The following is a 22,270-nucleotide window of genomic DNA, read 5'->3' as shown; positions in this document are numbered from 1 at the left end:
CCTTGTGTCCTTGAAGTGCGCAACCTTTTATCACACCAGGCGCTTGATCTGCTTATGCCGCCACACCTGCCGGTAATACGTGACCTGCAACGCCAGCATCGCCAGGTAGGTCACCGGAAATGCCATCCACACGCCTTCAAGGCCAAAGTGCGCATTGAACAGGTAGGCGATCGGCAACTCGACGCACAGCACACAGAAAATCGAGATGGCCACCGGCATCAGCACCACACCGCTGGCGCGCATGATCCCGCCCACCACCGCCTGGAAGCCGAACACCAGGATGCTCCAGAGCATGATATGCAACAGGTGCTCGGCGTTGAGCCGCGCCGTGTCGTCAGTGATGAACAGGCCCAGCAGCCAGTGGGACAAGCCATACCCCAGCAGGATCAGGCCACCGGTGAGGCAAGTGTTGATCAACAGCCCCGTGCGCAGGATCGGCCCGATACGCTCCAGGCGCCCGGCGCCAATGGCCTGGGCGCCGAGGATCGAGGCGGTGATGGCAATCGACAGTGCCGGAAACTGCACGTAGTTGACGATCTGCGTCACCGCGCCGTAAGCCGCCGTGGCCTGGGAGCCGTGGCCGTTGACCAGGGCCAGAATCACCAGTTCCGACAGCGACAGCACCACCATCTGCAAGCCGGTGGGCAGGCCGATACGCAGGACTTTACCCAGGATCGCGCGGTCCAGGCGCAACGCCGCGAGCAGTTCGCGATCCGGCGCCATCACGTGTTTTTTATGGCGCAGGCGCAGCACCAGAAACAGCATCGCCGAGGCGTTGCCCACCAGTCCGGCATACACCGCACTCTGGATACCCAGGGGCGGCAGGCCGATCCAGCCGCGAATCAGCGCCGGCGTCAGCACCAGACCGACCAGGGTCGAAACCATCAGCGCCAGCAGCGGCGAGATCGTGTCGCTGACCCCACGCAGCAATTGGGTATAGAGGATGAACACCAGCAACAGCGGCATGATCAGCATCATCATCTGCGCATAGCCCACCGCGTCATCCAGCACATCCAGCGGCGTGCCCAGCACCTGCAACGCCGGGCGCGCGAACAGGCCGCCCAGCACCGCCGCGATCAGCCCCACCAACGCGCCCAGCGTGAGGGTGGCGCCGGTGATCACCTTGACCAGCCCGGTCTCCTGGGCACCCCAGGCCTGACCGATCAGTACCGAGGCCCCCGCTCCCAGACCGATTACCAGGGCGATAAAGAAAAACACGATGGGAAACATGCCCGACACCGCCGCCAGCGCCTGGGTGCCGAGCATTTGCCCGACATAGATGCCGTTGAGGGTGCCGGAAAAGCTTTGCAGGAAATTGGACAGCACCATCGGCGCCAGAAAGATCAGGTAGATCTGCCACAACGGTCGTTGCTGGGTGACTTCCATGGTTGGTTCGCGTCCCGAAAATGAGGGTCAGGCAGAAAAAGCATGGCGCGACAGCCAGGCCAGGTACGTTTGTACGTCCACGGGCCAGTGCGCGATTTTATTCGAAAAGTCTGCCCCGTCCTGGGCAAACAGCGCACGTGAAGCGTCTTCGAAACCGGCGAGATCGCCGCCGATGGCACTCATGAAACGGTAGCTGGCTTCCTTGGCCTGGCGCAGTCGATCACGGGCAGCATGCACGCTGCGCGCCTCATCCACCAGCCGGCGCAACGCCGCCGAGGCGCCACCGCGTTGCTGGCCCAACCACTCCCAGTGACGCGGCAGCAACGTCACTTCCCGCGCGACCACGCCCAGGCGAGGACGCCCCACGCCAGGCGATGCCGGCGGTTCTTCTTCGGCTTCAACTGGAGCTGGTTCGGGTTGTTCAGGGGCATAACCTGCCGGCCAGGGGTAATCCACCTGGGCGCCGGTGGCGTCATCGAACACCAGAAAACTGCCGGCAGGCAGTTCAAGATCCGCCAGGGCCAAAGCCACATCAGCGTAGGAACCTTGCGCCACACGCTGATGGCGAGCGAAAGCAGTACAGCGGGGAAAAGGAGGCATGTCCATTCGTTTATACCCGGGTATAAGTTGTTTTACCCGGGCTATATTAGTCAAGAATGGATCCGATGCAAGTGCATTAGGCAAGAGAACGTCGACCCAGGCGTTTTATTCCATCAATTCGCTCAATGTCAGGGTCAGCAATTACTGATTGGACGACGGGTCGACGGGTGGTTAGATTTCGCGCGACAGATAGCTTTTAGCCATCACTCCTCACCCCCCTGAACATCGAGCCTTCCATGAAAAAACCTGTCTCGTTAGCGCTGCGTATCGGATTGGGCTTTGCGTCCACCCTGTCGTTGCTGGTGCTGATCACCGCCGTCGGTATTCAACGCGTGGGGTTTATCGACAGCACACTCAAGGAGGTCGGGGAAAAAGCGGCTGTGGTGCAGCGCTACGCCATCAACTTCCGGGGCAGCGTGCACAACCGCGCCATTGCGATCCGCGACGCGGTGCTGGTCAAGGATGAACCGGCGCTCAATCGCCACCTGGCCGAGATCGACCAACTCAAACGCGACTACCAGGACTCTGCGGTCATGCTCGACCGCCTGTTCGGCGCCACCGCCCCCAGCGCCGAAGAGGCGCGCTTGCTGAGCGACATCAAGGCCATCGAAACCCAGGCGCTGGTCTCCAGCGACCGCGTGATCAGCCTGCGTCGCAGCAATGACATCGCCGCCGCCCAGGAACTGCTGCTGGCCCAGACCTCGGGGCATTACAGCGAGTGGCTCAAACGCGTGAACGCGCTGATCGACTTCGAAGAAGCGCAGATCAAGCAGCGGCTCGACACCGTGCAGTCGGCGGCCAGCAATTTCGCGGTGCTGATGCTGCTGGCCAGTGCCGTGGCGATTGTGTTGAGCGTGCTGGTGTCGCTGTTGATCATCCGCAAGGTCAAGGCCACCCTGGGCGCCGAGCCCGAGGAAGTCGCCGAGGCGATCCGCCGGCTGGCCAATGGCGAGTTGAGCCAGCCTATCGAAACCCGCTACCCTGACAGCGTGATGGGCATCCTGAAAAGCGCCCTCGCCCGCCTGGGCGACACCATCACCGAAGTGCGCGCGGCGGCCCAGGCGCTGCGCCATTCTTCGGTCACGCTGTTGTCGGTGGTCAGCGACAACCGCCAGCAAATCACCCTGCAAACCAGTGAGGCCCAGCACGTAGCGGCAGCGATCACACAGATGGCCGCCTCGGTCAGCGAGGTTTCGGGATATGCGTCTGCGGCGTCCAAGGCCACCATCCTGGCCGACGCGGAAGTCGACAGCGGCCATCGCCTGGTGGGTGAAGTGACCGTGGCCATCGAAGAACTGGCGACGATCCTTGACCAGGCCACCACTCGGGTCAATCAAGTCTCCAGCGACAGCGAAAACATCGAGACCGTGATCGAAGTGATCAACGCCATCGCCGCGCAAACCAACCTGCTGGCCCTGAACGCCGCCATCGAAGCCGCCCGTGCCGGTGAGCATGGTCGCGGTTTTGCGGTAGTGGCCGATGAAGTGCGCTCGCTGGCCACCCGCACCCAGGAGTCCACCCAGGAAATCCGCGACATGATCGGCAAGCTGCAAAGCGGCACACAGGACGCTGCCGACATCATGCAGCGCAGTCGCACCCTGGCTCAGGTCACGGTGGCACAGACCCGCGATTCCCAGGTGGCGCTGGGCAAGATCAGTCAGGAAGTCGGCGCGATCAACGCCATGAACGCGCAGATCGCCAGTGCTTCGGTGCAGCAAAGCGCGGCGGCTGAAGAAGTGGCGCAGAACGTCACGCGCATCCACAGCTCCACCGTGCAATCGGCCGCCGGCTCCGAAGTGGTGGAAAACTCTAACCAGGAACTGGCGGAGCTGGCGGACCGGTTGAGCACCAAGGTGGCGTTTTTCAACGTGGCGTAAGGTTCAAAGCTTGTCGCGGCGCATCTGCATGGTCAGGGTGAAACGGTCCGCGGGGTAGACCGTTTCCGACACGGCAATGAGAGCGCCGGCTTCATCGCGGTACTGGCGGATGATATTCAGCCCCAACGCCCCACCCTGGGCTTTGAGGCTGGAGGCCAGTTCGGCGGTCAGTTGCACCGGACGCACCTGCTGGTCCACCACATCGATATGCCGCGCGAACGCCTTGCCGATCAACGCGGCGATCAACTCATCCGGATGTTCGCGCGCCTCGGGAATCACCTGGGCAAAGGTCTGTTCGGCGTACACGTCGGTCCAGCACAGCGGCGCATTGCCGGCGCTGGCGTCGACCTTGATGCTCGACACGCAGAAATAATGCCCGCCCGGCTCCAGCCCCAGGCGCCGGGCCAGGGCGATATCGGCGACGAATTCACGCACGCCCTGAATATCACGGATATGGGTTTCGGCCACCTGCACCAGGTCGGCCACCGAAGCCATCGCCTGGGTATACCCGCCCTGGGGTGACGCGGCTTCGACGCGGGTGCCCACGCGCTTGCGGCGCGACACCATGCCCTGCCCCTGCAACTGGTCGATAGCCGCGCGCACCGTGTGCCGGCTCACCGCATACAGCGAACAGAGTTCGAATTCCGTCGGCAACAACGACCCTACCGGGTAATGGCCGCTGCCAATCTGCTCGATCAAATCCTTGGCCACCGCCGCATAACGCCTCTGGCTCACGCTTTCCATTTTTACCCTCGTTGTCGAGTTGACAGTGTATCAGCACAGGCGTAATCATAATGTACGGACATATTAAATATGTATGGTTTAAAAATAACAATTAGGATTTTCCCATGTCGAGCACCGTTTTTGATTCCGCCCTGTTCCGCGACATGTTCGGCACTGCCGAAATGCGCGGTGTGTTCTCCGATAAAGCGCTGATCGAACGCTATATCGAAGTGGAAGTGGCCCTGGCCCGCGCCGAAGCGCGCTGTGGCGTGATCCCTGCGCAGGCCGCCGAACAGATTGCCGCGCTGTCGCAGTACGACGCCCTGGATCTGGCGCTGATGCAGCACGAAACCGAGATCGTCGGCTACCCGATCCTGCCGCTGGTGGAGCAACTGTCGAAGATCTGCGGCGAAGCCGGCCGCTACGTGCACTGGGGCGCCACCACCCAGGACATCATGGACACCGCCGTGGTCCTGCAAGTGCGCGCCGCGCTGGCCATCGTCGAACGTGATATCCAGGCGGTACGCGGCCTGCTCGCCGGCCTGGCCGAGCGTTATCGCGATACCCCCATGGCCGGTCGCACCCACTTGCAGCACGCGCTGCCGATCACCTTCGGCTACAAATGCGCCGTGTGGCTGAGCATGTTCGACCGTCACGCCGAGCGCCTGGTGGAACTGCGTCCACGGGTGGAAATCGGTCAGTTCGCCGGGGCCGCCGGCACCCTCGCCTCCCTGGGCGACAAGGGTCTGGAAGTGCAGGAAGCGCTAATGGCCGAACTGGGCCTGGGCGTGCCGCAGGCCACCTGGCACGTGGCACGCGACGGCCTGGCCGAAACCCTGAACTTCCTCGGCCTGGTCACGGGCTCTCTGGGCAAGATCGCCCTGGACATCATGATGATGATGACCAGTGAGCTGGGCGAAGTGTACGAACCCTTCGTCAAGGGCCGTGGCGCCAGCAGCACCATGCCGCAAAAACGCAACCCGATTTCCTGCGAGCTGATGTACGCCGCCGCCAAGGGCGTGCGCCAACACGCCGGGCTGATGCTCGACGCGATGATCCAGGACTTCGAACGCTCCACCGGCCCGTGGCAGGCGGAGTGGATCGCCATCCCCGAAGCCTTCGCCCTCAGCGCCGCATCCCTGGGCCAGGCCACTTTTATGCTCGCCGGTCTGGAAGTGCGCCCCGAGCGCATGCGCAAGAACCTCGACATGACCCAGGGCCTGATCGTCGCCGAAGCGGTGATGATGGGGCTCGCTCCGGCGCTTGGCCGCCAGGTGGCCCACGACGTGGTCTACGCCGCCTGCCGCATGGCCAACGACCAGGGCACCAGCCTGCTCGACGCCCTGCTCGCCCAGGGCGAAGCCACCGCACAACTGGACGTGGCCGAACTGCAACGCCTGACCGACCCGGCCAACTACCTGGGGCTGGCGCCGCAGATGGTCGATATCGCGCTGGCGCGCCCAGGCTCAGTCAAACGCTGATCTTTCGGGCACATCTGGTTTTTGTAGTGAGCGGGCTTGCCCCGCGCGAGGCAAGCTCGCTCACCACAAAAGCCAGGCTCCAGACACATCGCTCAAACAGCCAATAACAACAACGAGATCACAGACATGTCATCCACCCCCGCAAAAAAACCGCTCTACAAGGACCTGACGTTCCAGGTCGTCGCCGCCATGTTCCTCGGGATCGCCTTCGGCTTTCTCGCACCGGAGTTGGCCGCCAGTTTCAAGATTCTTGGCGATATCTTCCTCAAGCTGATCAAGACCGCCGTCGCGCCGCTGGTGTTTTTCACCGTGGTCCACGGCATCGCCTCGGCCGGTGATATCAAGCGGGTCGGCAAGGTCGGCCTGCGCGCATTGATCTATTTCGAAGTGGTGTCGACCATCGCCCTGGCCATCGGTCTGCTCTGGGGCAACCTGTTGCAGATCGGCTCCGGCATGCACGATGCTCATCCCAGCAGCGCCGCCGCGGCGGCTGCGAGCGCGGCGGTCGCCAAGGGCCACGCGCCCGCGTCGACCATGGACTTCATCTACGGGATTTTCCCGGACAATTTCGTCGGCGCCTTCGCCGGTGGCCAGTTATTGCAGGTGCTGGTGATCTCGGTGCTGTTCGGCTTCGCCCTGCTGGCGTTGAAGCCGGAACGTCGTGAAGTGATCGAAGACGGCCTGAATCGCATCTCCGAATGCTTCTTCGAGTTCATCAACCTGATCATGAAGTTCGCCCCCCTGGGCGCCTTCGGCTCGGTGGCGTACGCGGTAGGCAGCAACGGCAGCGCCGTGCTGATGTCGCTGGCCAACCTGGTGCTGATGTTCTACGTGGGTATCGCGTTCTTTATCTTCGTGGTGCTGGGCGTGATCTGCCGCCTGAGTGGCTTCAGCCTGTGGCGCTTCCTGACCTACATCAAGGATGAAATCTTTATCGTGCTCGGCACCGCCTCGTCGGAAAGCGCCCTGCCGCGCCTGCTGCAAAAGCTCGAGAAGTTCGGCTGTTCCAAGCAGAGCGTCGGCCTGGTGTTGCCCACCGGCTACGCCTTCAACCTGGATGGCACGTCGATCTACATGTCGTTGTGCGTGCTGTTTATCGCCAACGCTTACGGCGTGCCGCTGAGCTGGGAGCAACAACTGGGCATCATCGCCATCATGCTGGTGACGTCCAAGGGCGCGGCAGCCGTGTCCGGCGGCAGCTTCGTGGTGTTCGCCGCCACCGTCACCGCCATCGGCGTATTGCCGGCGGAGGGGCTGGCGTTGCTGTTTGGCGTGTACCGCTTCATGTCGATGGCCATCGCCACCTGCAACACCATCGGCAACAGCGTGGCGACCGTGGTGGTGTCGAAGTGGTCGGGGGAGTTCTCCCAGCAGACCGCGCAGGATGAATATCAACGGGTACTGGGCCGCGCTGCCGGCGCAGCCCTTTAACGGAGTTTGCAGATGTCTGATACACGAATAGAACATGATGCGTTCGGCCCGGTGAGCCTGCCGGCCGAGCGCTACTGGGGCGCGCAGACCCAGCGCGCGCTGGAGGTGTTCGGCAGCAAACAACCGTTCCCGGCCTGCCTGATCCGCGCGTTCGGCCAGCAGAAGCGCGCCTGTGCCCGGGCCAACGCCCGGCTAGGCGCACTGGCGCCGGAGCTGGCCCAGGCCATCGAACGGGCGGCCGAGGCCCTGGCCAACGGTGAGTTCGACGCGCACTTCCCGCTGTCGATCTGGCAGACCGGCTCCGGCACCCAGACCAACATGAACGCCAACGAGGTGATCGCCAACGTCGCCAACCTCAGGCTCGGCAGCGCCTTGGGCAGCAAGTCCCCGGTGCACCCCAACGACCATGTGAACCGCTCGCAATCGTCCAACGACAGCTTCCCCACGGTGATGCACCTGACCACCGTGCTGGAGCTGCGTGGACGCCTGCTGCCAGCCTTGAGTCGGCTGCAGGATGAACTCGACGCCAAGGCCGATGCCTGGCAAGACGTGCTGAAAATCGGCCGTACCCACCTGATGGACGCGGTGCCCATGAGCCAGGGCCAGGCCTTTGGCGCGTTTGCCCAGCAGATTCACCACGGCATCGCGCGCATCGAAGCCTGCCTGCCACGCCTGCGCCTGCTGCCCCAGGGCGGCACGGCGGTGGGCACGGGGCTCAACACCCCTGAAGGTTTTGATGTGGCGTTTTGCGAAGAAATCAGCCTGCTCACTGGCGAGGCATTCCAGGCCAATCCCTGCAAATTCGAAGGCATGGGCACCCACGATGCGCTGGTGGAAGCCTCGGGGGCCTTGAATGTGCTGGCGGTGTCGCTGACCAAGATCGCCAACGACATCCGCCTGCTCGGCTCGGGCCCGCGTTGCGGCCTGGGTGAATTGATCGTGCCGGACGATGGCCTGACCTCCTCGATCATGCCCGGCAAGCGCAACCCGACCATCGCCGAAGTGCTGGTGCAGGCGGCGATGCAGGTGATGGGCAACCACACCACCATCACCCTGGCGGGCGCGTCCAGCACGTTCGAGTTGAACGTGGCCAAGCCGGTGCTGATCCACAACCTGCTGCACTCGATCGAGGTACTCACCGGCTGCGTGAGTCTGTTCACCCACAAGCTGCTCAGCGGGCTTGAGGTCAACCGGCCACAGCTGGCGCGCAATGTGGAGCACTCGCTGTTGATGGCCACGGCGTTGAACCCGCTGCTGGGCTATGACCGCGTGGCACAGATCACCCGCAAGGCGGCGGACGAAGGCTTGTCGCCCAAGGAAGCGGCGGTGCGACTGGGCTTCATCACCGCCGAGGACTACGAGCGCCATGTGCGCCCTGAAGCGATGATTCGCCCGGCTATGCCATAGTCGGCGGCACCTGGAACCCGCCCGTCAGCTCGGCCAGGCACTCGGCGAACTGGATCGTGGTGCGATCCTCGAACGGCGCGCCGATGATCTGGATGCCCACCGGCAAGCCCTGGGCCGTGAGACCGATGGGCGCGCAGGTGGCCGGCAACCCCATCAGCGTGGCGGGCGAGATCCAGGTGTACAGGTCGGCATAGTGACGCTTGCGCCCCTCCACATTCAGGCTGCGCAGGCTGATGCCCCGGGATTGGTCGTGGGCGAACGCGGTCGTGAAGGTCGGCGGCGCCAGGATCACGTCGAAGTCCTCGAAGTTCTTCAGGAACGCCTCGCGCAACTGCAGGCCCTGCTCATGGGCTTGCAGCCAGTCGGCGTGGCGCAGGGCACTGCCCTGATAGAACTTGTCCGCCTGCCGGGGCAGATCGAGCACCTTGCCCAACCCTCTCAACACCGGCGCCATCAGCCCCATGAAACAACGGCTCACCGGCGACAACCCGACGCTCAGCTTGGCACCCAACTGCACCAGGTAAGCGCCGAACAGACGCTCCAGCGACGGGCCCTTTGGCGCGCCCTGCACCACCTCCACCCCGGCCGCTTCCAGGCTGACGCGCAATTGCCGGTACGCTTCGGTCAGGCTGCTGTCGAGCGGGCAGGCCGGATCTTCGGTCCAGAGCAACACGCGAAATGCCTTGAGCGACTCATGCCGCGCGGCGGGCAGCGCCAGTTGCCAGCCGGCAGGCCGGTCCGTGATCACGTCCAGCAGCAGTCGCAAATCGGCGGCGTTGCGCGCCAACGGGCCGACCACGTTCAAGTGCCCTTGCGCCAGCTCACCCGGCTGCCCGGGAATATGTCCGCGCTGGGAGACGATGCCATGGGTGGGCTTGTGTCCGTAAACCCCACAGAAATGCGCCGGGATACGGATCGACCCGCCAATGTCGCTGCCCAGTTCCAACGGGGTAAACCCGGCCGCCAGGGCCACCGCTGCACCGCCTGACGAACCGCCCGGGGTCAGCGCCAGGTTCCAGGGGTTGTTGGTGGTGCCGAACAAGCTGTTGTAGGTCTGGATATCGCCGGCCATGGCCGGCACGTTGGTCTTGCCGAACACAATGGCGCCGGCGTCTTCCAGGCGCTTCACCGCCGCCGCCGAGTGCTGCGGGCGGTGCTCGCGCAACGCGGGCGCGCCTGCGGTACAGGGCAGGCCCAGCACTTCGAACGTGTCCTTGATAGTCACAGGCAAGCCATGCAGCGGGCCCAACGCCAGACCATTGCGCACCGCCGTATCGGCCAGGTCGGCCTTGAGCCGCGCCTGCTCCAGGTTGAGTGCGATCACGCTGTTGAGCGCCGGGTTGAGCGCCTCCATCCGCTCGATGCAATGCTCCAGCAACGCGCGGCTGCTCAGGCGGCCGGCGGCGATGTCGGCCAGCAGCTCGGTTGCACTGCGATAGGCGGTGTCGGTGTTCATGTCCTGGGCTCGGCGGGGTGCAGCGTGTCCAGGTGGGGCATCAGCACTACGCTTTCCTGCTCGTTGGGGTCGGAGCGCGCCACCAGCACCGAGACGGTCTCATCGGTGTCGTTGTAAGGCTGATGGGGCATGCCCGCCGGGATATAGAAAAAGTCGCCGGGATGGATCGTCTCGTGCTGCTCCAGTTGCTGGCCGTACCACACGCGGGAGATGCCGCTCAGAGCGTAGATCGCGGTTTCATGGCCCTCATGCATGTGGGTCTTGGCCCGAGCGCCCGGCGGGATGCTGACGATTTGCAGGTTGATCCCGGTGGCGCCCACGGTTTCGGTGGAAATGCCCACGGCGTTGTGCAGGCCTTGCTTGCCGACAACGGCAGCACGTGGACGAAGCAGGCGGCAGGTCTTGGGTTCGGTCATGGCTCAGGCTCACTGGTTTTTCGAATATCCCGGTAAACACCTGAGCCCCGCCGTTTATTCCCTCGCGTGCAAGCTGAAGGCAACTACCCGCCAAAGGTCTGCGACGGTCGGCGCAACGTCGGGTCGAACGGGTTGATTCGTGGCCCGATCGCCGCCGCTTCGCGTTTGAGCAACTCCACCACCATCGGCAAGCGGCTGGGGCCCAGGCGGTCGCTGATGGTGGCCACGCTCAGCGCGGCCACGGCATGCCCGTCCCGGTTGAGAATCGGCACCGCCAACCCCGCCATGCCTTCCAGCACCCCGGTATTGCGCGCGGCATAGCCCAGACGCCGTACGTTCTCTACCTCCGAACGCAGCAGCACTTCGTCATACAGGTGGAAGTCCTTGAGCCGTGGCAGGTTGTAGCGGATTACCGTTTCGCGTTCTTCTTCGGGCAGGAACGCCAGGATCGCCAGACTGCCCTGCCCCACGCCCAATGCCACGCGCCCGCCGATATCGCCGGTAAAGGTGCGGATCGGATACGGGCCTTCGCTGCGGTCCAGGCAAATTGCGTCGAAGCCGGAGCGGGCCAGCAAGAACAGCGAATCGCCCAATGACGCGCTGAGACGCAACAGGCTGGGCCGCACCAGGTCGCGCAAGTTGCCGGTCTTGCCGGCATTGGCCGCCAGGGCGAAGAACTCCAGGCTCAGGCGATAGCGTTTGCTGCGCGCGTCCTGCTCGACCATGCCTTCGTCCATCAAGCTGCGCAGCAGGCGATGGGTGGTGGGTTGGGACAGGCCCACTTGTTGCGCGAGCTGAGTGACGCGTTCGCCCCCCTCCGGCACGGCGCCCAGGGTTCGCAACAGCGCGAACAGGCGCGACACCCCGCCTGCTCCGACTTCTCTGCCATTGTCATTTCGATCAGTGGAATCCATGAAACACAATCTCTTTGAAAATTCCGGTGAGTGAATAAACTCGAAAATAATAGTCCATTCAGTGAAATTCCATCTTCCGCCCATCCTAAGCTTCGTCCTAATCTGCGTCCACAGGGGCGAAATGAACAACAACCGGCAGCCGACCAAGATCGAGCGCCAACGCACCGGCAACACCCTTTTCGCATCTGCCCAAAACAAAAAAGCGCGTTTCGACGCGACTCAAAAAAGGTGGAACGCAGACATGGCATTTCTCCAGCTCAACGCCTTGAGCAAACGCTACGGCGCCGTCGACGCGGTGGTCGCTACCGACCTTGCAGTGGAAAAAGGCGAGTTCGTTTCCCTGCTCGGCCCTTCGGGCTGCGGCAAGACCACCACCCTGCAAATGATCGCCGGCTTCGTGGACGTCAGCGGCGGGCAGATCCTGCTCGACGGCCGCGACATCACCCACGCCAAGCCCGCCAGCCGTGGCCTGGGCGTGGTGTTCCAGAGCTATGCGCTGTTCCCGCACATGACCGTGCGCGACAACGTCGCCTTCGGCCTGAAGATGCGCAAAGTGCCCGCCGCCGAGATCGCCGACAAGGTCAAGACCGTGCTGGAGCTGGTGCGCCTGGCCCAGCACGCCGAGCGCTACCCACGGGAGTTGTCCGGCGGCCAGCGCCAGCGCGTCGCCCTGGCCCGGGCGCTGGTGATCGAACCGCCGGTGCTGCTGCTCGACGAGCCGCTGTCCAACCTCGACGCCAATTTGCGCGAAGAAATGCAGTTCGAGATTCGCCGCATCCAGTGTGCCGTCGGCATCACCACCTTGATGGTCACCCACGACCAGGCCGAAGCGCTGTCGATCAGCGACCGCGTGGTGGTGATGCAGGCCGGGCGCGTCACCCAGATCGACGCGCCGTACAAGCTGTATGAACACCCGCGCACGCGGTTCATCTCGGATTTCGTCGGCAAGGCCAACCTGCTGGCCGGCGACTACGACTCACTGGGTCTTGCGCAGGTGCGTCTTGAAAGCGGCGACGGCGAGCTGACCCTCAGCCTGCGCCCGGAAAAGATCCAGATGGTGGATGCCGGCAGTGGCCGTTTGCAGGGCAAGGTGCTCGACCGTTACTTCTTTGGCAGCCAGTGGCTGTACCGCGTCGACACCCGCCTCGGTGAAATCGCCGTGGTGCGCAGCAACGACGGCAGCGCGCCGCTGGGTTGCGGCGCCGTCGTCGGTCTTGACTGGCAGGCTGAGCTGCTGCGCGTGCTGGCGGCGGATGAGGTGCGCCCATGAGTCGGGGCTACCTGCTGTCGCTGCCGGCCCTGGCGCTGTTTACCGGGTTGTTGATCCTGCCGCTGGGCTTGACGCTGGTGCTGTCGTTCAACGTGTTCGACTATCAGGTGGGGGTGAAGGCCGATGAGTGGACCTTCGCCCATTACCTGTCGCTGTTCAGCGATGCGTACTTCTACGAGATTTTCTGGCGCACCTTCTGGATCAGCGCGCTGGTGACGCTGCTGTGCGTGGTGATCGGCGTACCCGAGGCCTACATCCTCAGCCGCATGGGTACGCCCTGGCGCTCGATCTTCCTGATCTTGATCCTCACGCCGCTGCTGATTTCGGTGGTGGTACGCGCCTTCGGCTGGAGCTTGCTGCTGGGCGCCGACGGCCTGGTCAACCAGGTGATCCAGGCCCTCGGCGGGCGTCCGGTGAAACTCTTGTATACGCCGTTCGCGGTGATCATCGCGCTGGTGCACGTGATGCTGCCGTTCATGATCATCCCGGTGTGGACCTCCCTGCAAAAGCTCGACCCGTCGGCTGAACAGGCGGCGCTGTCCCTGGGCGCAAGCCAGGCCACGGTGATGCGCAAGATCGTGCTGCCACAGGTCATGCCCGGCGTGCTGTCCGGCACCTTGATCGTGTTCGGCCTGGCCGCCAGCTCCTTTGCGATCCCCGGCCTGCTTGGCGGACGCCGCCTGAAGATGGTCGCCACGGTGGTGTACGACCAGTACCTCTCGGAACTCAACTGGCCCATGGGTGCGACCATCGCGGTGGCGCTGCTGGTGATCAATCTGCTGATCATGCTGAGTTGGAACCGCATGGTCGAAGGCCGCTACAAAAAGTCCCTGGGGGTTTAAGCGCATGTCCAGAAACGGTCCTTTGGCCCTCGGTTTCCACACGCTGGTGGTGCTGTTCATGATGGCGCCGCTGGTGGTGGTGTGCCTGGTGGCCTTCACCCCTGAGAACACCCTGAGCCTGCCCACGTCGGGCTTCTCCCTGCGCTGGTTTCGCGCGGTGTTCGAGCGCGCCGATTTTATCCAGGCGTTCTACAACAGCCTGATCCTGGCGTTTACCGCCGCGAGCCTGGCCACGTTGATCGCGGTGCCTGCGGCATTGGCAATCAGTCGTTACTCGTTACCGGGGCGCAACTTTTTCAGCGCGCTGTTCCTGTCGCCGATCATCATTCCGCACCTGGTGCTGGGCGTGGCGATGCTGCGCTTGTTCGCGCTGATGGGCGTCAACGGCAGCTTTACCTGGCTGATGCTGGCCCATGTGGTGATCATCACGCCGTATGTGCTGCGCCTGGTGCTGGCGGCGGCCATCGGCATCGACCGCAGCGCCGAGCAAGCCGCCGAATCCCTCGGGGCCAGCCGCTTTACGCTGTTCCGGCAGATCACCTTGCCGATGATTCTGCCCGGCGTGGCCGGGGGCTGGCTGCTGGCGTTCATCAACAGTTTCGATGAGGTGACGCTGTCGATCTTCGTCAGCTCGCCGGCCACCCAAACCCTGCCGGTACGCATGTACGTGTACGCCACCGAGTCCATCGACCCGATGATGGCGGCGGTGTCGGCGCTGGTGATCGCCCTCACCGCCGCCACCATGATTCTGCTGGACCGGGTCTACGGCCTGGACCGTGTGCTGGTGGGGAAACATTGATGGCGCTGTTCAAACGACTGGCCGAAACCGCGCGTCCGACGCTGGCCTTTACCCTGGACGGGCAACCGGCGACAGGCCTGCTTGGCGACACCCTGCTGACCGCCGTGCTGACCTGCGCCGACCACTTGCGCGGCAGCGATTTCAGCGCCGAACGCCGTGCAGGTTTTTGCCTGATGGGCGCTTGCCAGGATTGCTGGGTACGTCTGGAAGACGGGCGTCGTGTGCGGGCTTGTTCAACCCTGTTGGAAGAAGGCCAGGCGATCAGCCGCGAGCCGGGGCGTCAGCCATGAAGCCGGTGGTGATCGTGGGCGCGGGCCCGGCAGGCATCAGCGCGGCGCGCACCCTGCTCGACCATGGCATCAAACCGTGCCTGGTGGATGAAAGCCTGCGCGGCGGCGGGCAGATCTATCGACGCCAACCGGCGAACTTCCAGCGTTCGGCCAAACAACTCTACGGGTTTGAAGCGCACAAGGCCCAGGCCATGCACCGCACGCTGGACGAGTTGGCGCCGCTGATCGACTATCGCCGGGAAACGCTGGTGTGGAACGCCGAAGATGGGCGCCTCGACCTGCTCGACAATGGCCGCGCCGACAGCCTGGAATACGCGCAGCTCATCGTTGCCACCGGCGCCACCGACCGCATTCTGCCGGTGCCCGGCTGGACGCTGCCCGGGGTGTACAGCCTGGGCGCGGCGCAGATCGCCTTGAAATTCCAGGGCTGCGCCATCGGTGAGCGCGTGGCCTTCTGCGGCAGCGGCCCCTTGCTCTACCTGGTGGCGTATCAATATGCCAAGGCCGGGGCCACGGTGGTGGCGGTGCTCGACAGTGCGCCGTTCAGCGCCCAGTGCCGCGCATTGCCGGCGTTGCTCGGGCAACCGGCAACCCTGGCCAAGGGCATGTATTACCGCGCCTGGCTGACGGCCCACGGGATTCCCGTGCATCAGGGCGCAACGCTGACGCAGATCGATGGCGAACAACGGGTTCGCGGTATTCGCTTCGGCGAGCACCACCTTGAATGCGACGCCGTGGCCTTCGCCCATGCCCTGCGCAGCGAGACGCAATTGGCGGACTTGCTCGGCTGCGAGTTCGCCTGGAACGCCCTGAACCGCGCCTGGTTGCCGCAACGGGACAGCGCCGGGCGCAGCAGCGTCAAGGGTGTGTACCTGGCCGGCGACGGTGCCGGCATCATGGGCGCCGACGCCGCGCAGATGGCCGGCGAGCGCGCAGCCTTGGCGGTACTGGAAGATGCGGGCGTGGCGATCGATCACCGTCGCCCCGCGCTGCTGGAGCGGCAGCTGGCAGGCATCCTGCGCTTTCGCCAGGGCCTGGAGACGGCGTTCCCCTTCCCTGCACAGTGGGCGGCACAGGCGCCGGACAGCCTGGTGGTGTGCCGCTGCGAGGAAGTCAGCGCCGGCGAGATTCGTGCGGTGGTGGATGAAGGTCACTGGGAAATCAATCGCGTGAAAGCCCATTGCCGCGTCGGCATGGGCCGCTGCCAGGGACGCATGTGTGGGCTGGCGGCAGCGGAAATCGTGGCCGAGCGCAGTGGCCGGGGCATCGAAAACGTTGGGCGGCTGCGCGGCCAGGCGCCGATCAAGCCACTGCCGTTTGGCGTCGAGGTGCAGCCATGATCGACGTCATTGTGCTCGGCGGCGGCATCGTCGGTGCCTCGGCGGCCCTGATGCTCGCGCAGAAAGGTCAGCGTGTGGCGCTGGTGGAGCGCGACTTCTGTGGGTCGCACTCCAGCGGCGTCAATTATGGCGGCGTGCGGCGTCAGGGGCGGCCCTTGCACCAATTGCCGTTGTCGCAGCGTTCGCATGAGTTGTGGGCCGACCTGCCAGGGCTGATCGGCATCGACGGTGAGTACCTGCGCTCAGGGCACCTGAAGCTGGCCCGCAGTCACGCCGATCTTGCCGCGTTGCAGGCATATGCCGAACAGACCCGTGGCTTTGGTCTCGGCTTGCAATTGCTGGATTACAGCGAGCTGCGCGCCCGTTTCCCCTGGGTCGGCGATATCGCGGTGGGCGCCTCGCTGTGCCCCGAGGACGGGCACGCCAACCCGCGACTGGTCTCCCCCGCCTTCGCCAGGGCCGCGCAACGCTGTGGCGCAACGCTTTACGAGCAAGCCGAAGTGATCCGCATCGAACATGACAGTCGCCAGTTCCAGGTGCACTGCGCCAACGGCCTGCACCTGCAAGCGCCGTGGCTGCTCAACTGCGCGGGCGCCTGGGCCGGCACGCTGGCCGAACGGTTTGGCGAGCCGGTGCCGATGACGTCGGCGCACCCGGCGATGCTGGTCACCGAACCGCTGCCGGTGGTGATGAACGTGAGTACCGGCGTCGAAGGCGGCGGCATTTATGCGCGGCAAGTGGCCCGAGGCAATTGCATCCTGGGCGGCGGTCGCGGCTTTGCCCTCGGCCCCCGGCAAGCCCGGCCCGGGCAAGCGGCGGTGCTGGAGATCCTGCGCAACGCCGGCGAGCTGTACCCGTTTCTCAAGGGCGCCCAGGCGATTCGCACCTGGAGCGGCACCGAAGGTTACCTCCCCGATCACGAACCGGTGATCGGTCCCAGCAGCACCCAACCCGGCCTGCTCCACGGTTTCGGCTTTGCCGGCGCCGGGTTCCAGCTCGGTCCCGCCGTCGGCGAAGCCCTGGCAGAGATCGTCTGCACGGGCGCCAGCCGCCAACCCATCGAAGCGTTTTCCATCCGTCGTTTCCAAGCCTGAGAGGAAAAACATCCATGAACCCACGTATTGCGCTGTCCTGCTTGTCCCTTGCCTTGCTCGCCTCCACCGCCCACGCCGCGCCGACGCTGTACCTGGGCATGAACGGCGGCACCATGGAACGGGTGTACGCCGACAAGGTGCTGCCCGCGTTCGAAAAGGCCAACAACGTCAAGGTGGTGATCGTGCCCGGCACCTCGTCGGACATTCTGGCCAAGGTCCAGGCCAACAAAGACAACCCGCAAATGCATGTGATGTTCCTCGACGACGGCATCATGTACCGCGCCATCTCCATGGGCCTGTGCGACAAGCTGGCGCCAAGCCCGACACTGGAGCAGATTCCGGCCAAGGCGAAAATCAAGGAGGAAGCGGTGGCGGTGACCCTCGGCGTCACGGGCCTGGGCTACAACGCCAAGATGTTCAAGGAAAAAGGCTGGGCCGCGCCCACCTCGTGGATGGACCTGGCCGACCCGCGCTTCAAGGAAAAGGTGGTGTTCCAGTCCCTGGCCTCCTCCACCTTCGGCCTGCATGGCTTCCTGATGTTCAACCGCATCCAGGGCGGCGACGAGACCAACGTGGAGCCGGGGTTCAAGGCCTGGCCGAAAACCGTCGGGCCCAATGTGCTGGAGTACATTGCCAGTTCCGCGAAAATTTCCGAGATGGTGCAGACCGACGAAGCGGCGATCTTTCCGCTTACCCCGACCCAGGTCGCCACTCAGAAGCTGCTCGGCGTGCCCATGGAATATGCGCAACCCAAGGAAGGCGCGGTGGTACTCAACGTGGCTGAATGCGTGATCGCGCGTAATGACCAGCCGGAACTGGCGCAGAAACTCGCCGCGTTCCTGCTGACCGCCGAAGCCCAGGCCCCGGCACTGGAAGAAGGCGACCAGATCCCGTCGAACCCCACTACCCCGACCACCGACAAGACCCGCGCGCGGGTGGAAGCGATGCAGGGTTACTTGCAGACGGCGATTTCGATTGATTGGGACCAGGTCAACCAGGCTCGCCCGGAGTGGAACGCGCGGTGGAGCCGGTCTATCGAGCGTTGATCGCACTCCCCTGTGGGCTTGCCTGCGATGACGGCGTCACATCCAATAAAAATGTCGAGTGATACACCGCTTTCGCAGGCAAGCCAGCTCCCACAGGGTACTTAGGGTGGTTGGAAAAACGCTGTCAGCAGGGACATTGTGACGGGCACTTTCTTACCCGCGGTGGAGATCCAATGTGGGAGCTGGCTTGCCTGCGATGCTCGTTAACGATAACGCGGGCATTCTGGAGAAACGCGGTGCCGTTGTGATCATCGCCGGCAAGTCGGCTCCTGCAGGGGGGTGATGGGTAGCGCGCGTTTGTGGGCGGTCTTTAGATAGGCCTGTTCCACAATATTGCGCACTCGCTCACTCACTGGTTCGCCCATCAGGTAGGCATCGATTTCGGCGTACGTGCAACCGTAGGCGTGTTCATCCAACTTGCCCGGCACCAATTCTTCGAGGTCGGCGGTCGGGTGTTTGTGCACCAGGTTGTCCGGTGCACCGAGGGCCGAGGCCAACAGGCGCACCTGAGCCTTGGTCAAGCCGGACAGCGGTGCCAGGTCGCAGGCGCCATCGCCGAATTTGGTGAAGAACCCCATCAAGGCTTCGGCGCCATGGTCGGTGCCGACTACCAGGCCGTTATGCAGGTTGGCCACGGCGTACTGGGCGATCATCCGCGCACGGGCCTTGACGTTGCCTTTGATGAAGTCGAGATGGTCAGCGCTGGCATGTGTGGCGGTCAGGCTGGCCATGAGGCCGTCAACGCTGGCGGCGATGTTGAGGGTGTCGATCTGATCCGGGGTGATGAAGTCCAGGGAGGCCCGGGCATCCCGTTCGTCAGCTTGAATCTTGTAGGGAAGGCGCATGGCGACAAAGCGCGCAGCGTAGCCTTCGGCGCGCAATTGCTCCGCCGCCAGCTGACACAGACGACCGGCGGTGAGGGAATCGACGCCACCGCTGATGCCCAACACCAACGCCTTGCAGCCCGAGCTGCGCAAGGTGTTCTTGATGAAGTCGATGCGCCGCTGGATCTCCCTGGCTTCACCGCCCTTGACCAGTTGCCGGTCGATGTTCAGTTCCTGTGCGATACGGTCTTGCATGTCACACCTCCACACTACCCACATTGAACACTTGCGCTGCGTACTGCAAAAACGAGGCGTCTTCGCAGACGTTCTTCACGGGGTCATCCGAGAATTTCACCACCGGCTCGCCGTGCACCCGCACCAGTTTCATGACGATGCTCAAAGGCTCCACGCCATCCACATCGCAAGCCAGGCTGGTGCCCATGCCGAAGCCGAACCTGGCTTTGCCACGCACGTGCCGCAGGATCGGCAGGCATTTTTCGAAGTTCAGGCCGTCGGAAAACATCAGGTCCTTGGTCATCGGGTCGACGCCCAATTGCTTGTAGCGGGCCAGCACCTTGTCGGCCCAGACGATGGGGTCGCCGGAGTCCTGGCGCAGGCCGTCGTAGAGCTTGGCGAAATACAGGTCGAAATCCTTGAGGAAAAAGTCAGTGCTGATGCAGTCGGTCAGGGCAATACCGAGGCGACCGCGATACTCACGCACCCAGTTTTCCAGGGCGGCGTTCTGGCTCTCGCGCAGCCGGCCCAGTTGCTGGTGCACCATCAGCCATTGGTGGGCCATGGTGCCGATCAGCGGCAAGTCGAATTCGTAGGCCAAGTGCGCGTTGCTGGTGCCGACGAACTGGCCTGGGAAGTCGCGGCGCATGATGTCCACCACTTCGCGCTGGGCTTTGAAGGACAGGCGCCGGCGGGTCGAGAAGTCGGACACTCGCAGGTCGGCCAGCTCGTCGCGGCTGAGGTGCTTTTCCAGCCAGTCGAACTTCTGGTAAAGCTTGCGCGTGACGTCTTCCAGGGTCACGTCGGGATATTTGTCGCGGTTGCGCAACTCGCTGACCAGGGCCAGCACCGGCTGCTCGAACATGATGCAGTGCAGCATCGGGCCGACCACGCGGATGTTGAGTTGACCGTCGACTTCACTGACGTGGATGTAACGCAGGTTGAAGCGGAACAGGCCGAGGAAGCGCTCGTAATCCGGCGTGAGGTATTCGCGAAAACGTGGGTTGAACAGAAAGCGCAGTTCACCTTCGCGCATGTGCAGGCCGGCCATTTTCTCGAGTTCGGCGCGCAGCTCGGGGATCAGATGGCCGAGTTTTTCCCTGGAACGGACGATGAAGTTGTATTCGACGTCGACATTCGGGTGCTGGTGCAGCACGGCCTGCATCATGGTGAAGGTGTAGTAGTCGGTGTCGAGCAAGCCCTGAATCACCGAAGTTTCATAGTCGTAGGCACTTTCCATGCTGTCTCTCCTTAACGCGTGGCCATCACGGCCAGTTCTTCGCGGGTGCGGCTGATGACGGCGCCGGCCTTGAGCAGATCGTTCACGGCCTGCACCCCGCCCTCCGCGCTGATGCCCCGGCACGCCGGCAGGTGCAGGACCACTTCCAGGCCAGCCTTGAGCAGTTGCAACGCGGTGGTCTTGACGCAGTAGTCCAGGGCCAGCCCGCCGACGATCACACGGGTCACGCCTTGGGCGTTCAGGTACTCGATCACGCCGGTAGACAGTTTGTCGTGCAAGTCGTGGTAGCAGGCGCCGTAGGGGTGCAGGTCGGGTTCGACGCCTTTCCAGATGAAGTAATCGTAGTCATAGGGCGTGGGCAATTCGTCAAGCAAGGTAAACCCTTCCGTGCCCGGTACGCAGTGGCTCACCCAAGTGACATCGGCATGTGCCAGGCCGGTGGGTTGCAGCATGTCGCTGTGCTGCGACACCACCCAGGGCGCGTGCGGGGTGTGGGCGTCCTTGCTGCCAACGCGATGGCCGGCGAGGCTGGCCATGTAATTGAGCTCGGCGCCGATCCGGTCACCGCCGGCCACCGGCAATTCGTTGGGGCACAGCGGCGTGAAGCTCTTCTGGGCGTCGACATCGAATGAAGCAATGGCTGTTTTCGCGAGGATCATGGCGGTTCTCCTGTGGCCTGAAACAAAAGTACACGTCATGTACTTTCATTGCAAGAAACATTTGGTTATCTATGCTGGACTCAGTACATGACATATCTGTTTGATCCGTTAGACTGTGCCCCACTGCAATTCTGGAAGGACCTCACATGCCGCTCAGCGCCTACCTCCACACTGTCGACCTGTGCGTATTGTTCTATTGCCGCACCTCCGGTGAACTGAAGCTGCTGCTGAATAAGCGCGACGCCGAACCTTTCGCCGGGCATTGGGCGTTACCCGGCGTGGTGGTCAATGGCGATGTGCAAGATCTGAGCCTCGAGGCGGCGGTGGAGCGCCTGCGCGCCAGTGACAAAGTGGGCCTGAAGCTGGTCTGGAGCGAGCAAGTGGGCACCGTGGGTGATGCGTTTCGCGATCCGCGATGCTGGTCGTCGTCCACTTACTACCTGGCGATCGTCGCGGATGAGGTACGGCTGGGTGAACATCAAGGCTGGTTTGCCCTGGACGCCGTGGCCAAGGGCAGCATCAAGCTGCCATTCGATCACAACCGGATTGTGGCGGCGGTTCAGGAGCGGTTGCTGTCCAAGTCGCTGTACAGCAGCTTGCCGTTGATGTTCCTGGGCAAGGAGTTCAGTGCACCGGAAGCGACCACGATCTTTTCCCGGGTGCTGGAGCGGCCGGTGCTCAAGACCAGTATTCGTCAGCGGCTATTGAAACTGACCGAGGCTGGGTACTTGCGCGAGACCGGGCGCAAGAAGCAAGGCGAAGGCGGCAGGCCCCAGGCGACAGTGGCGGTTCTGAAACCTGGAGAAATCTACTTCTTCGACCGCAGTTTCGCTGAGTAACGCGATTAAAGAACACTGAAGATCACAGGTGGGAGCAAGCTTGTGTGGGAGCGGGCTTGCTCGCGAAAGCGCAGTGTCAGCCGCCACATTCATGACTGACGC

21 protein-coding genes and 1 pseudogene are annotated in these 22,270 nt (G+C 63.6%); 13 read left to right on the top strand and 9 right to left on the bottom strand.

Features of this window, described 5'->3' with window-relative positions; genetic code table 11:
• Nucleotides 1-30: 30 nt before the first annotated feature.
• Both ACW9IB_RS25015 and ACW9IB_RS25010 read right to left on the bottom strand, forming a co-directional pair.
• Entirely contained in the window at nucleotides 31-1,386 is a 1,356-nt protein-coding gene (locus ACW9IB_RS25015) for an MATE family efflux transporter (protein WP_457415889.1), read from the bottom strand.
• Between the two features lie 27 nt (nucleotides 1,387-1,413).
• Nucleotides 1,414-1,986 (bottom strand): DUF2239 family protein, encoded by a 573-nt coding sequence (locus ACW9IB_RS25010; RefSeq protein ID WP_457415888.1) that lies wholly within the window; start codon nucleotides 1,984-1,986, stop codon nucleotides 1,414-1,416.
• 236 nt (nucleotides 1,987-2,222) lie between these two features.
• On the opposite strand from ACW9IB_RS25010, the pseudogene ACW9IB_RS25005 reads away from it, so the two are divergent.
• Nucleotides 2,223-2,738, top strand: a pseudogene (locus tag ACW9IB_RS25005) (MCP four helix bundle domain-containing protein); the annotation flags it as partial.
• Nucleotides 2,739-2,804: 66 nt separating this feature from the next.
• The gene (locus tag ACW9IB_RS25000; RefSeq protein ID WP_457415893.1) at nucleotides 2,805-3,863 is read left to right on the top strand and encodes a methyl-accepting chemotaxis protein; all 1,059 of its coding nucleotides are present in this window, start codon (nucleotides 2,805-2,807) and stop codon (nucleotides 3,861-3,863) included.
• A gap of 3 nt (nucleotides 3,864-3,866) precedes the next feature.
• On the opposite strand, the gene ACW9IB_RS24995 is transcribed toward ACW9IB_RS25000, so the two are convergent.
• Entirely contained in the window at nucleotides 3,867-4,598 is a 732-nt protein-coding gene (locus tag ACW9IB_RS24995; RefSeq protein WP_457415892.1) for a GntR family transcriptional regulator, read from the bottom strand.
• A 113-nt stretch (nucleotides 4,599-4,711) separates the two neighbouring features.
• Between ACW9IB_RS24995 and ACW9IB_RS24990 the strand changes: the two genes are divergently transcribed.
• From ACW9IB_RS24990 to ACW9IB_RS24980, 3 genes are all read left to right on the top strand, one after another.
• Nucleotides 4,712-6,067, top strand: a complete 1,356-nt coding sequence (locus ACW9IB_RS24990) for a class-II fumarase/aspartase family protein (protein WP_457368271.1) — start codon at nucleotides 4,712-4,714, stop codon at nucleotides 6,065-6,067.
• A 126-nt stretch (nucleotides 6,068-6,193) separates the two neighbouring features.
• Nucleotides 6,194-7,498 (top strand): cation:dicarboxylate symporter family transporter, encoded by a 1,305-nt coding sequence (locus ACW9IB_RS24985; protein WP_457415887.1) that lies wholly within the window; start codon nucleotides 6,194-6,196, stop codon nucleotides 7,496-7,498.
• A 12-nt stretch (nucleotides 7,499-7,510) separates the two neighbouring features.
• Nucleotides 7,511-8,905 (top strand): class II fumarate hydratase, encoded by a 1,395-nt coding sequence (locus tag ACW9IB_RS24980; RefSeq protein WP_457415886.1) that lies wholly within the window; start codon nucleotides 7,511-7,513, stop codon nucleotides 8,903-8,905.
• Here the strand turns inward: ACW9IB_RS24980 and ACW9IB_RS24975 are convergent.
• The 3 genes from ACW9IB_RS24975 to ACW9IB_RS24965 form a co-directional block, all read right to left on the bottom strand.
• Nucleotides 8,895-10,361, bottom strand: a complete 1,467-nt coding sequence (locus tag ACW9IB_RS24975) for an amidase (protein WP_457415885.1) — start codon at nucleotides 10,359-10,361, stop codon at nucleotides 8,895-8,897. The genes ACW9IB_RS24980 and ACW9IB_RS24975 overlap by 11 nt on opposite strands.
• The gene (locus ACW9IB_RS24970) at nucleotides 10,358-10,777 is read right to left on the bottom strand and encodes a cupin domain-containing protein (protein ID WP_457368275.1); all 420 of its coding nucleotides are present in this window, start codon (nucleotides 10,775-10,777) and stop codon (nucleotides 10,358-10,360) included. The genes ACW9IB_RS24975 and ACW9IB_RS24970 overlap by 4 nt, the downstream gene beginning before the upstream one ends.
• An 83-nt stretch (nucleotides 10,778-10,860) precedes the next feature.
• Entirely contained in the window at nucleotides 10,861-11,691 is an 831-nt protein-coding gene (locus ACW9IB_RS24965) for an IclR family transcriptional regulator (protein ID WP_457415884.1), read from the bottom strand.
• Nucleotides 11,692-11,932: 241 nt separating this feature from the next.
• On the opposite strand from ACW9IB_RS24965, the gene ACW9IB_RS24960 reads away from it, so the two are divergent.
• Genes ACW9IB_RS24960 through ACW9IB_RS24930 form a run of 7 tightly spaced genes read left to right on the top strand, consistent with a single transcriptional unit; the run spans nucleotide 11,933 to nucleotide 18,372 of the window.
• Nucleotides 11,933-12,961, top strand: a complete 1,029-nt coding sequence (locus tag ACW9IB_RS24960) for an ABC transporter ATP-binding protein (RefSeq protein ID WP_457415883.1) — start codon at nucleotides 11,933-11,935, stop codon at nucleotides 12,959-12,961.
• On the top strand, nucleotides 12,958-13,803 hold the full coding sequence (locus ACW9IB_RS24955) for an ABC transporter permease (RefSeq protein ID WP_457368278.1): 846 nt from the start codon (nucleotides 12,958-12,960) through the stop codon (nucleotides 13,801-13,803). Before ACW9IB_RS24960 ends, ACW9IB_RS24955 begins: the two co-directional genes overlap by 4 nt.
• A gap of 4 nt (nucleotides 13,804-13,807) precedes the next feature.
• A complete protein-coding gene (locus ACW9IB_RS24950) occupies nucleotides 13,808-14,602 on the top strand; it encodes an ABC transporter permease (protein WP_457415882.1) in 795 nt (264 codons plus the stop codon).
• Complete coding sequence (locus tag ACW9IB_RS24945) at nucleotides 14,602-14,892, top strand: (2Fe-2S)-binding protein (protein ID WP_457368280.1); 291 nt, start codon at nucleotides 14,602-14,604, stop codon at nucleotides 14,890-14,892. The genes ACW9IB_RS24950 and ACW9IB_RS24945 overlap by 1 nt, the downstream gene beginning before the upstream one ends.
• Nucleotides 14,889-16,232, top strand: a complete 1,344-nt coding sequence (locus tag ACW9IB_RS24940; protein WP_457415881.1) for an FAD-dependent oxidoreductase — start codon at nucleotides 14,889-14,891, stop codon at nucleotides 16,230-16,232. Before ACW9IB_RS24945 ends, ACW9IB_RS24940 begins: the two co-directional genes overlap by 4 nt.
• Complete coding sequence (locus tag ACW9IB_RS24935) at nucleotides 16,229-17,326, top strand: NAD(P)/FAD-dependent oxidoreductase (RefSeq protein ID WP_457415880.1); 1,098 nt, start codon at nucleotides 16,229-16,231, stop codon at nucleotides 17,324-17,326. The genes ACW9IB_RS24940 and ACW9IB_RS24935 overlap by 4 nt, the downstream gene beginning before the upstream one ends.
• Nucleotides 17,327-17,340: 14 nt before the next feature.
• Nucleotides 17,341-18,372 (top strand): ABC transporter substrate-binding protein, encoded by a 1,032-nt coding sequence (locus ACW9IB_RS24930; protein WP_457415879.1) that lies wholly within the window; start codon nucleotides 17,341-17,343, stop codon nucleotides 18,370-18,372.
• 248 nt (nucleotides 18,373-18,620) lie between these two features.
• Here ACW9IB_RS24930 and nadE read toward each other — a convergent pair whose 3' ends face one another.
• Genes nadE through ACW9IB_RS24915 form a run of 3 tightly spaced genes read right to left on the bottom strand, consistent with a single transcriptional unit; the run spans nucleotide 18,621 to nucleotide 21,329 of the window.
• Nucleotides 18,621-19,451, bottom strand: a complete 831-nt coding sequence (gene nadE, locus ACW9IB_RS24925) for an ammonia-dependent NAD(+) synthetase (RefSeq protein ID WP_457415878.1) — start codon at nucleotides 19,449-19,451, stop codon at nucleotides 18,621-18,623.
• Between the two features lies 1 nt (nucleotide 19,452).
• Nucleotides 19,453-20,670 carry a nicotinate phosphoribosyltransferase gene (gene pncB, locus ACW9IB_RS24920; protein ID WP_457368285.1) on the bottom strand — a complete coding sequence of 406 codons (1,218 nt, stop codon included), beginning with the start codon at nucleotides 20,668-20,670 and terminating at the stop codon, nucleotides 19,453-19,455.
• 11 nt (nucleotides 20,671-20,681) lie between these two features.
• A complete protein-coding gene (locus ACW9IB_RS24915) occupies nucleotides 20,682-21,329 on the bottom strand; it encodes a nicotinamidase (protein WP_457415877.1) in 648 nt (215 codons plus the stop codon).
• 146 nt (nucleotides 21,330-21,475) lie between these two features.
• Here ACW9IB_RS24915 and ACW9IB_RS24910 point away from each other — a divergent pair, with 146 nt between their 5' ends.
• Nucleotides 21,476-22,168 carry an NUDIX hydrolase gene (locus tag ACW9IB_RS24910; RefSeq protein WP_457368287.1) on the top strand — a complete coding sequence of 231 codons (693 nt, stop codon included), beginning with the start codon at nucleotides 21,476-21,478 and terminating at the stop codon, nucleotides 22,166-22,168.
• Nucleotides 22,169-22,270 lie beyond the last annotated feature (102 nt).

The organism is Pseudomonas sp. SDO524_S393, assembly GCF_054071875.1.
This window is presented reverse-complemented; position numbering and strand designations above follow the sequence as displayed.

Excerpts from the sequence above, each read along its gene's own strand:
- ACW9IB_RS24950 (WP_457415882.1), top strand. The coding sequence starts at position 13,808 with ATGTCCAGAAACGGTCCTTTGGCCCTCGGTTTCCACACGCTGGTGGTG.
- ACW9IB_RS24915 (WP_457415877.1), bottom strand. The coding sequence starts at position 21,329 with ATGATCCTCGCGAAAACAGCCATTGCTTCATTCGATGTCGACGCCCAG.
- ACW9IB_RS24940 (WP_457415881.1), top strand. The coding sequence starts at position 14,889 with ATGAAGCCGGTGGTGATCGTGGGCGCGGGCCCGGCAGGCATCAGCGCG.
- ACW9IB_RS24985 (WP_457415887.1), top strand. The coding sequence starts at position 6,194 with ATGTCATCCACCCCCGCAAAAAAACCGCTCTACAAGGACCTGACGTTC.
- ACW9IB_RS24980 (WP_457415886.1), top strand. The coding sequence starts at position 7,511 with ATGTCTGATACACGAATAGAACATGATGCGTTCGGCCCGGTGAGCCTG.
- ACW9IB_RS24975 (WP_457415885.1), bottom strand. The coding sequence starts at position 10,361 with ATGAACACCGACACCGCCTATCGCAGTGCAACCGAGCTGCTGGCCGAC.
- ACW9IB_RS24990 (WP_457368271.1), top strand. The coding sequence starts at position 4,712 with ATGTCGAGCACCGTTTTTGATTCCGCCCTGTTCCGCGACATGTTCGGC.
- pncB (WP_457368285.1), bottom strand. The coding sequence starts at position 20,670 with ATGGAAAGTGCCTACGACTATGAAACTTCGGTGATTCAGGGCTTGCTC.
- nadE (WP_457415878.1), bottom strand. The coding sequence starts at position 19,451 with ATGCAAGACCGTATCGCACAGGAACTGAACATCGACCGGCAACTGGTC.
- ACW9IB_RS25015 (WP_457415889.1), bottom strand. The coding sequence starts at position 1,386 with ATGGAAGTCACCCAGCAACGACCGTTGTGGCAGATCTACCTGATCTTT.
- ACW9IB_RS24910 (WP_457368287.1), top strand. The coding sequence starts at position 21,476 with ATGCCGCTCAGCGCCTACCTCCACACTGTCGACCTGTGCGTATTGTTC.
- ACW9IB_RS24970 (WP_457368275.1), bottom strand. The coding sequence starts at position 10,777 with ATGACCGAACCCAAGACCTGCCGCCTGCTTCGTCCACGTGCTGCCGTT.
- ACW9IB_RS25000 (WP_457415893.1), top strand. The coding sequence starts at position 2,805 with ATGCTGCTGGCCAGTGCCGTGGCGATTGTGTTGAGCGTGCTGGTGTCG.
- ACW9IB_RS24965 (WP_457415884.1), bottom strand. The coding sequence starts at position 11,691 with ATGGATTCCACTGATCGAAATGACAATGGCAGAGAAGTCGGAGCAGGC.
- ACW9IB_RS25010 (WP_457415888.1), bottom strand. The coding sequence starts at position 1,986 with ATGCCTCCTTTTCCCCGCTGTACTGCTTTCGCTCGCCATCAGCGTGTG.
- ACW9IB_RS24930 (WP_457415879.1), top strand. The coding sequence starts at position 17,341 with ATGAACCCACGTATTGCGCTGTCCTGCTTGTCCCTTGCCTTGCTCGCC.
- ACW9IB_RS24935 (WP_457415880.1), top strand. The coding sequence starts at position 16,229 with ATGATCGACGTCATTGTGCTCGGCGGCGGCATCGTCGGTGCCTCGGCG.
- ACW9IB_RS24960 (WP_457415883.1), top strand. The coding sequence starts at position 11,933 with ATGGCATTTCTCCAGCTCAACGCCTTGAGCAAACGCTACGGCGCCGTC.
- ACW9IB_RS24955 (WP_457368278.1), top strand. The coding sequence starts at position 12,958 with ATGAGTCGGGGCTACCTGCTGTCGCTGCCGGCCCTGGCGCTGTTTACC.
- ACW9IB_RS24945 (WP_457368280.1), top strand. The coding sequence starts at position 14,602 with ATGGCGCTGTTCAAACGACTGGCCGAAACCGCGCGTCCGACGCTGGCC.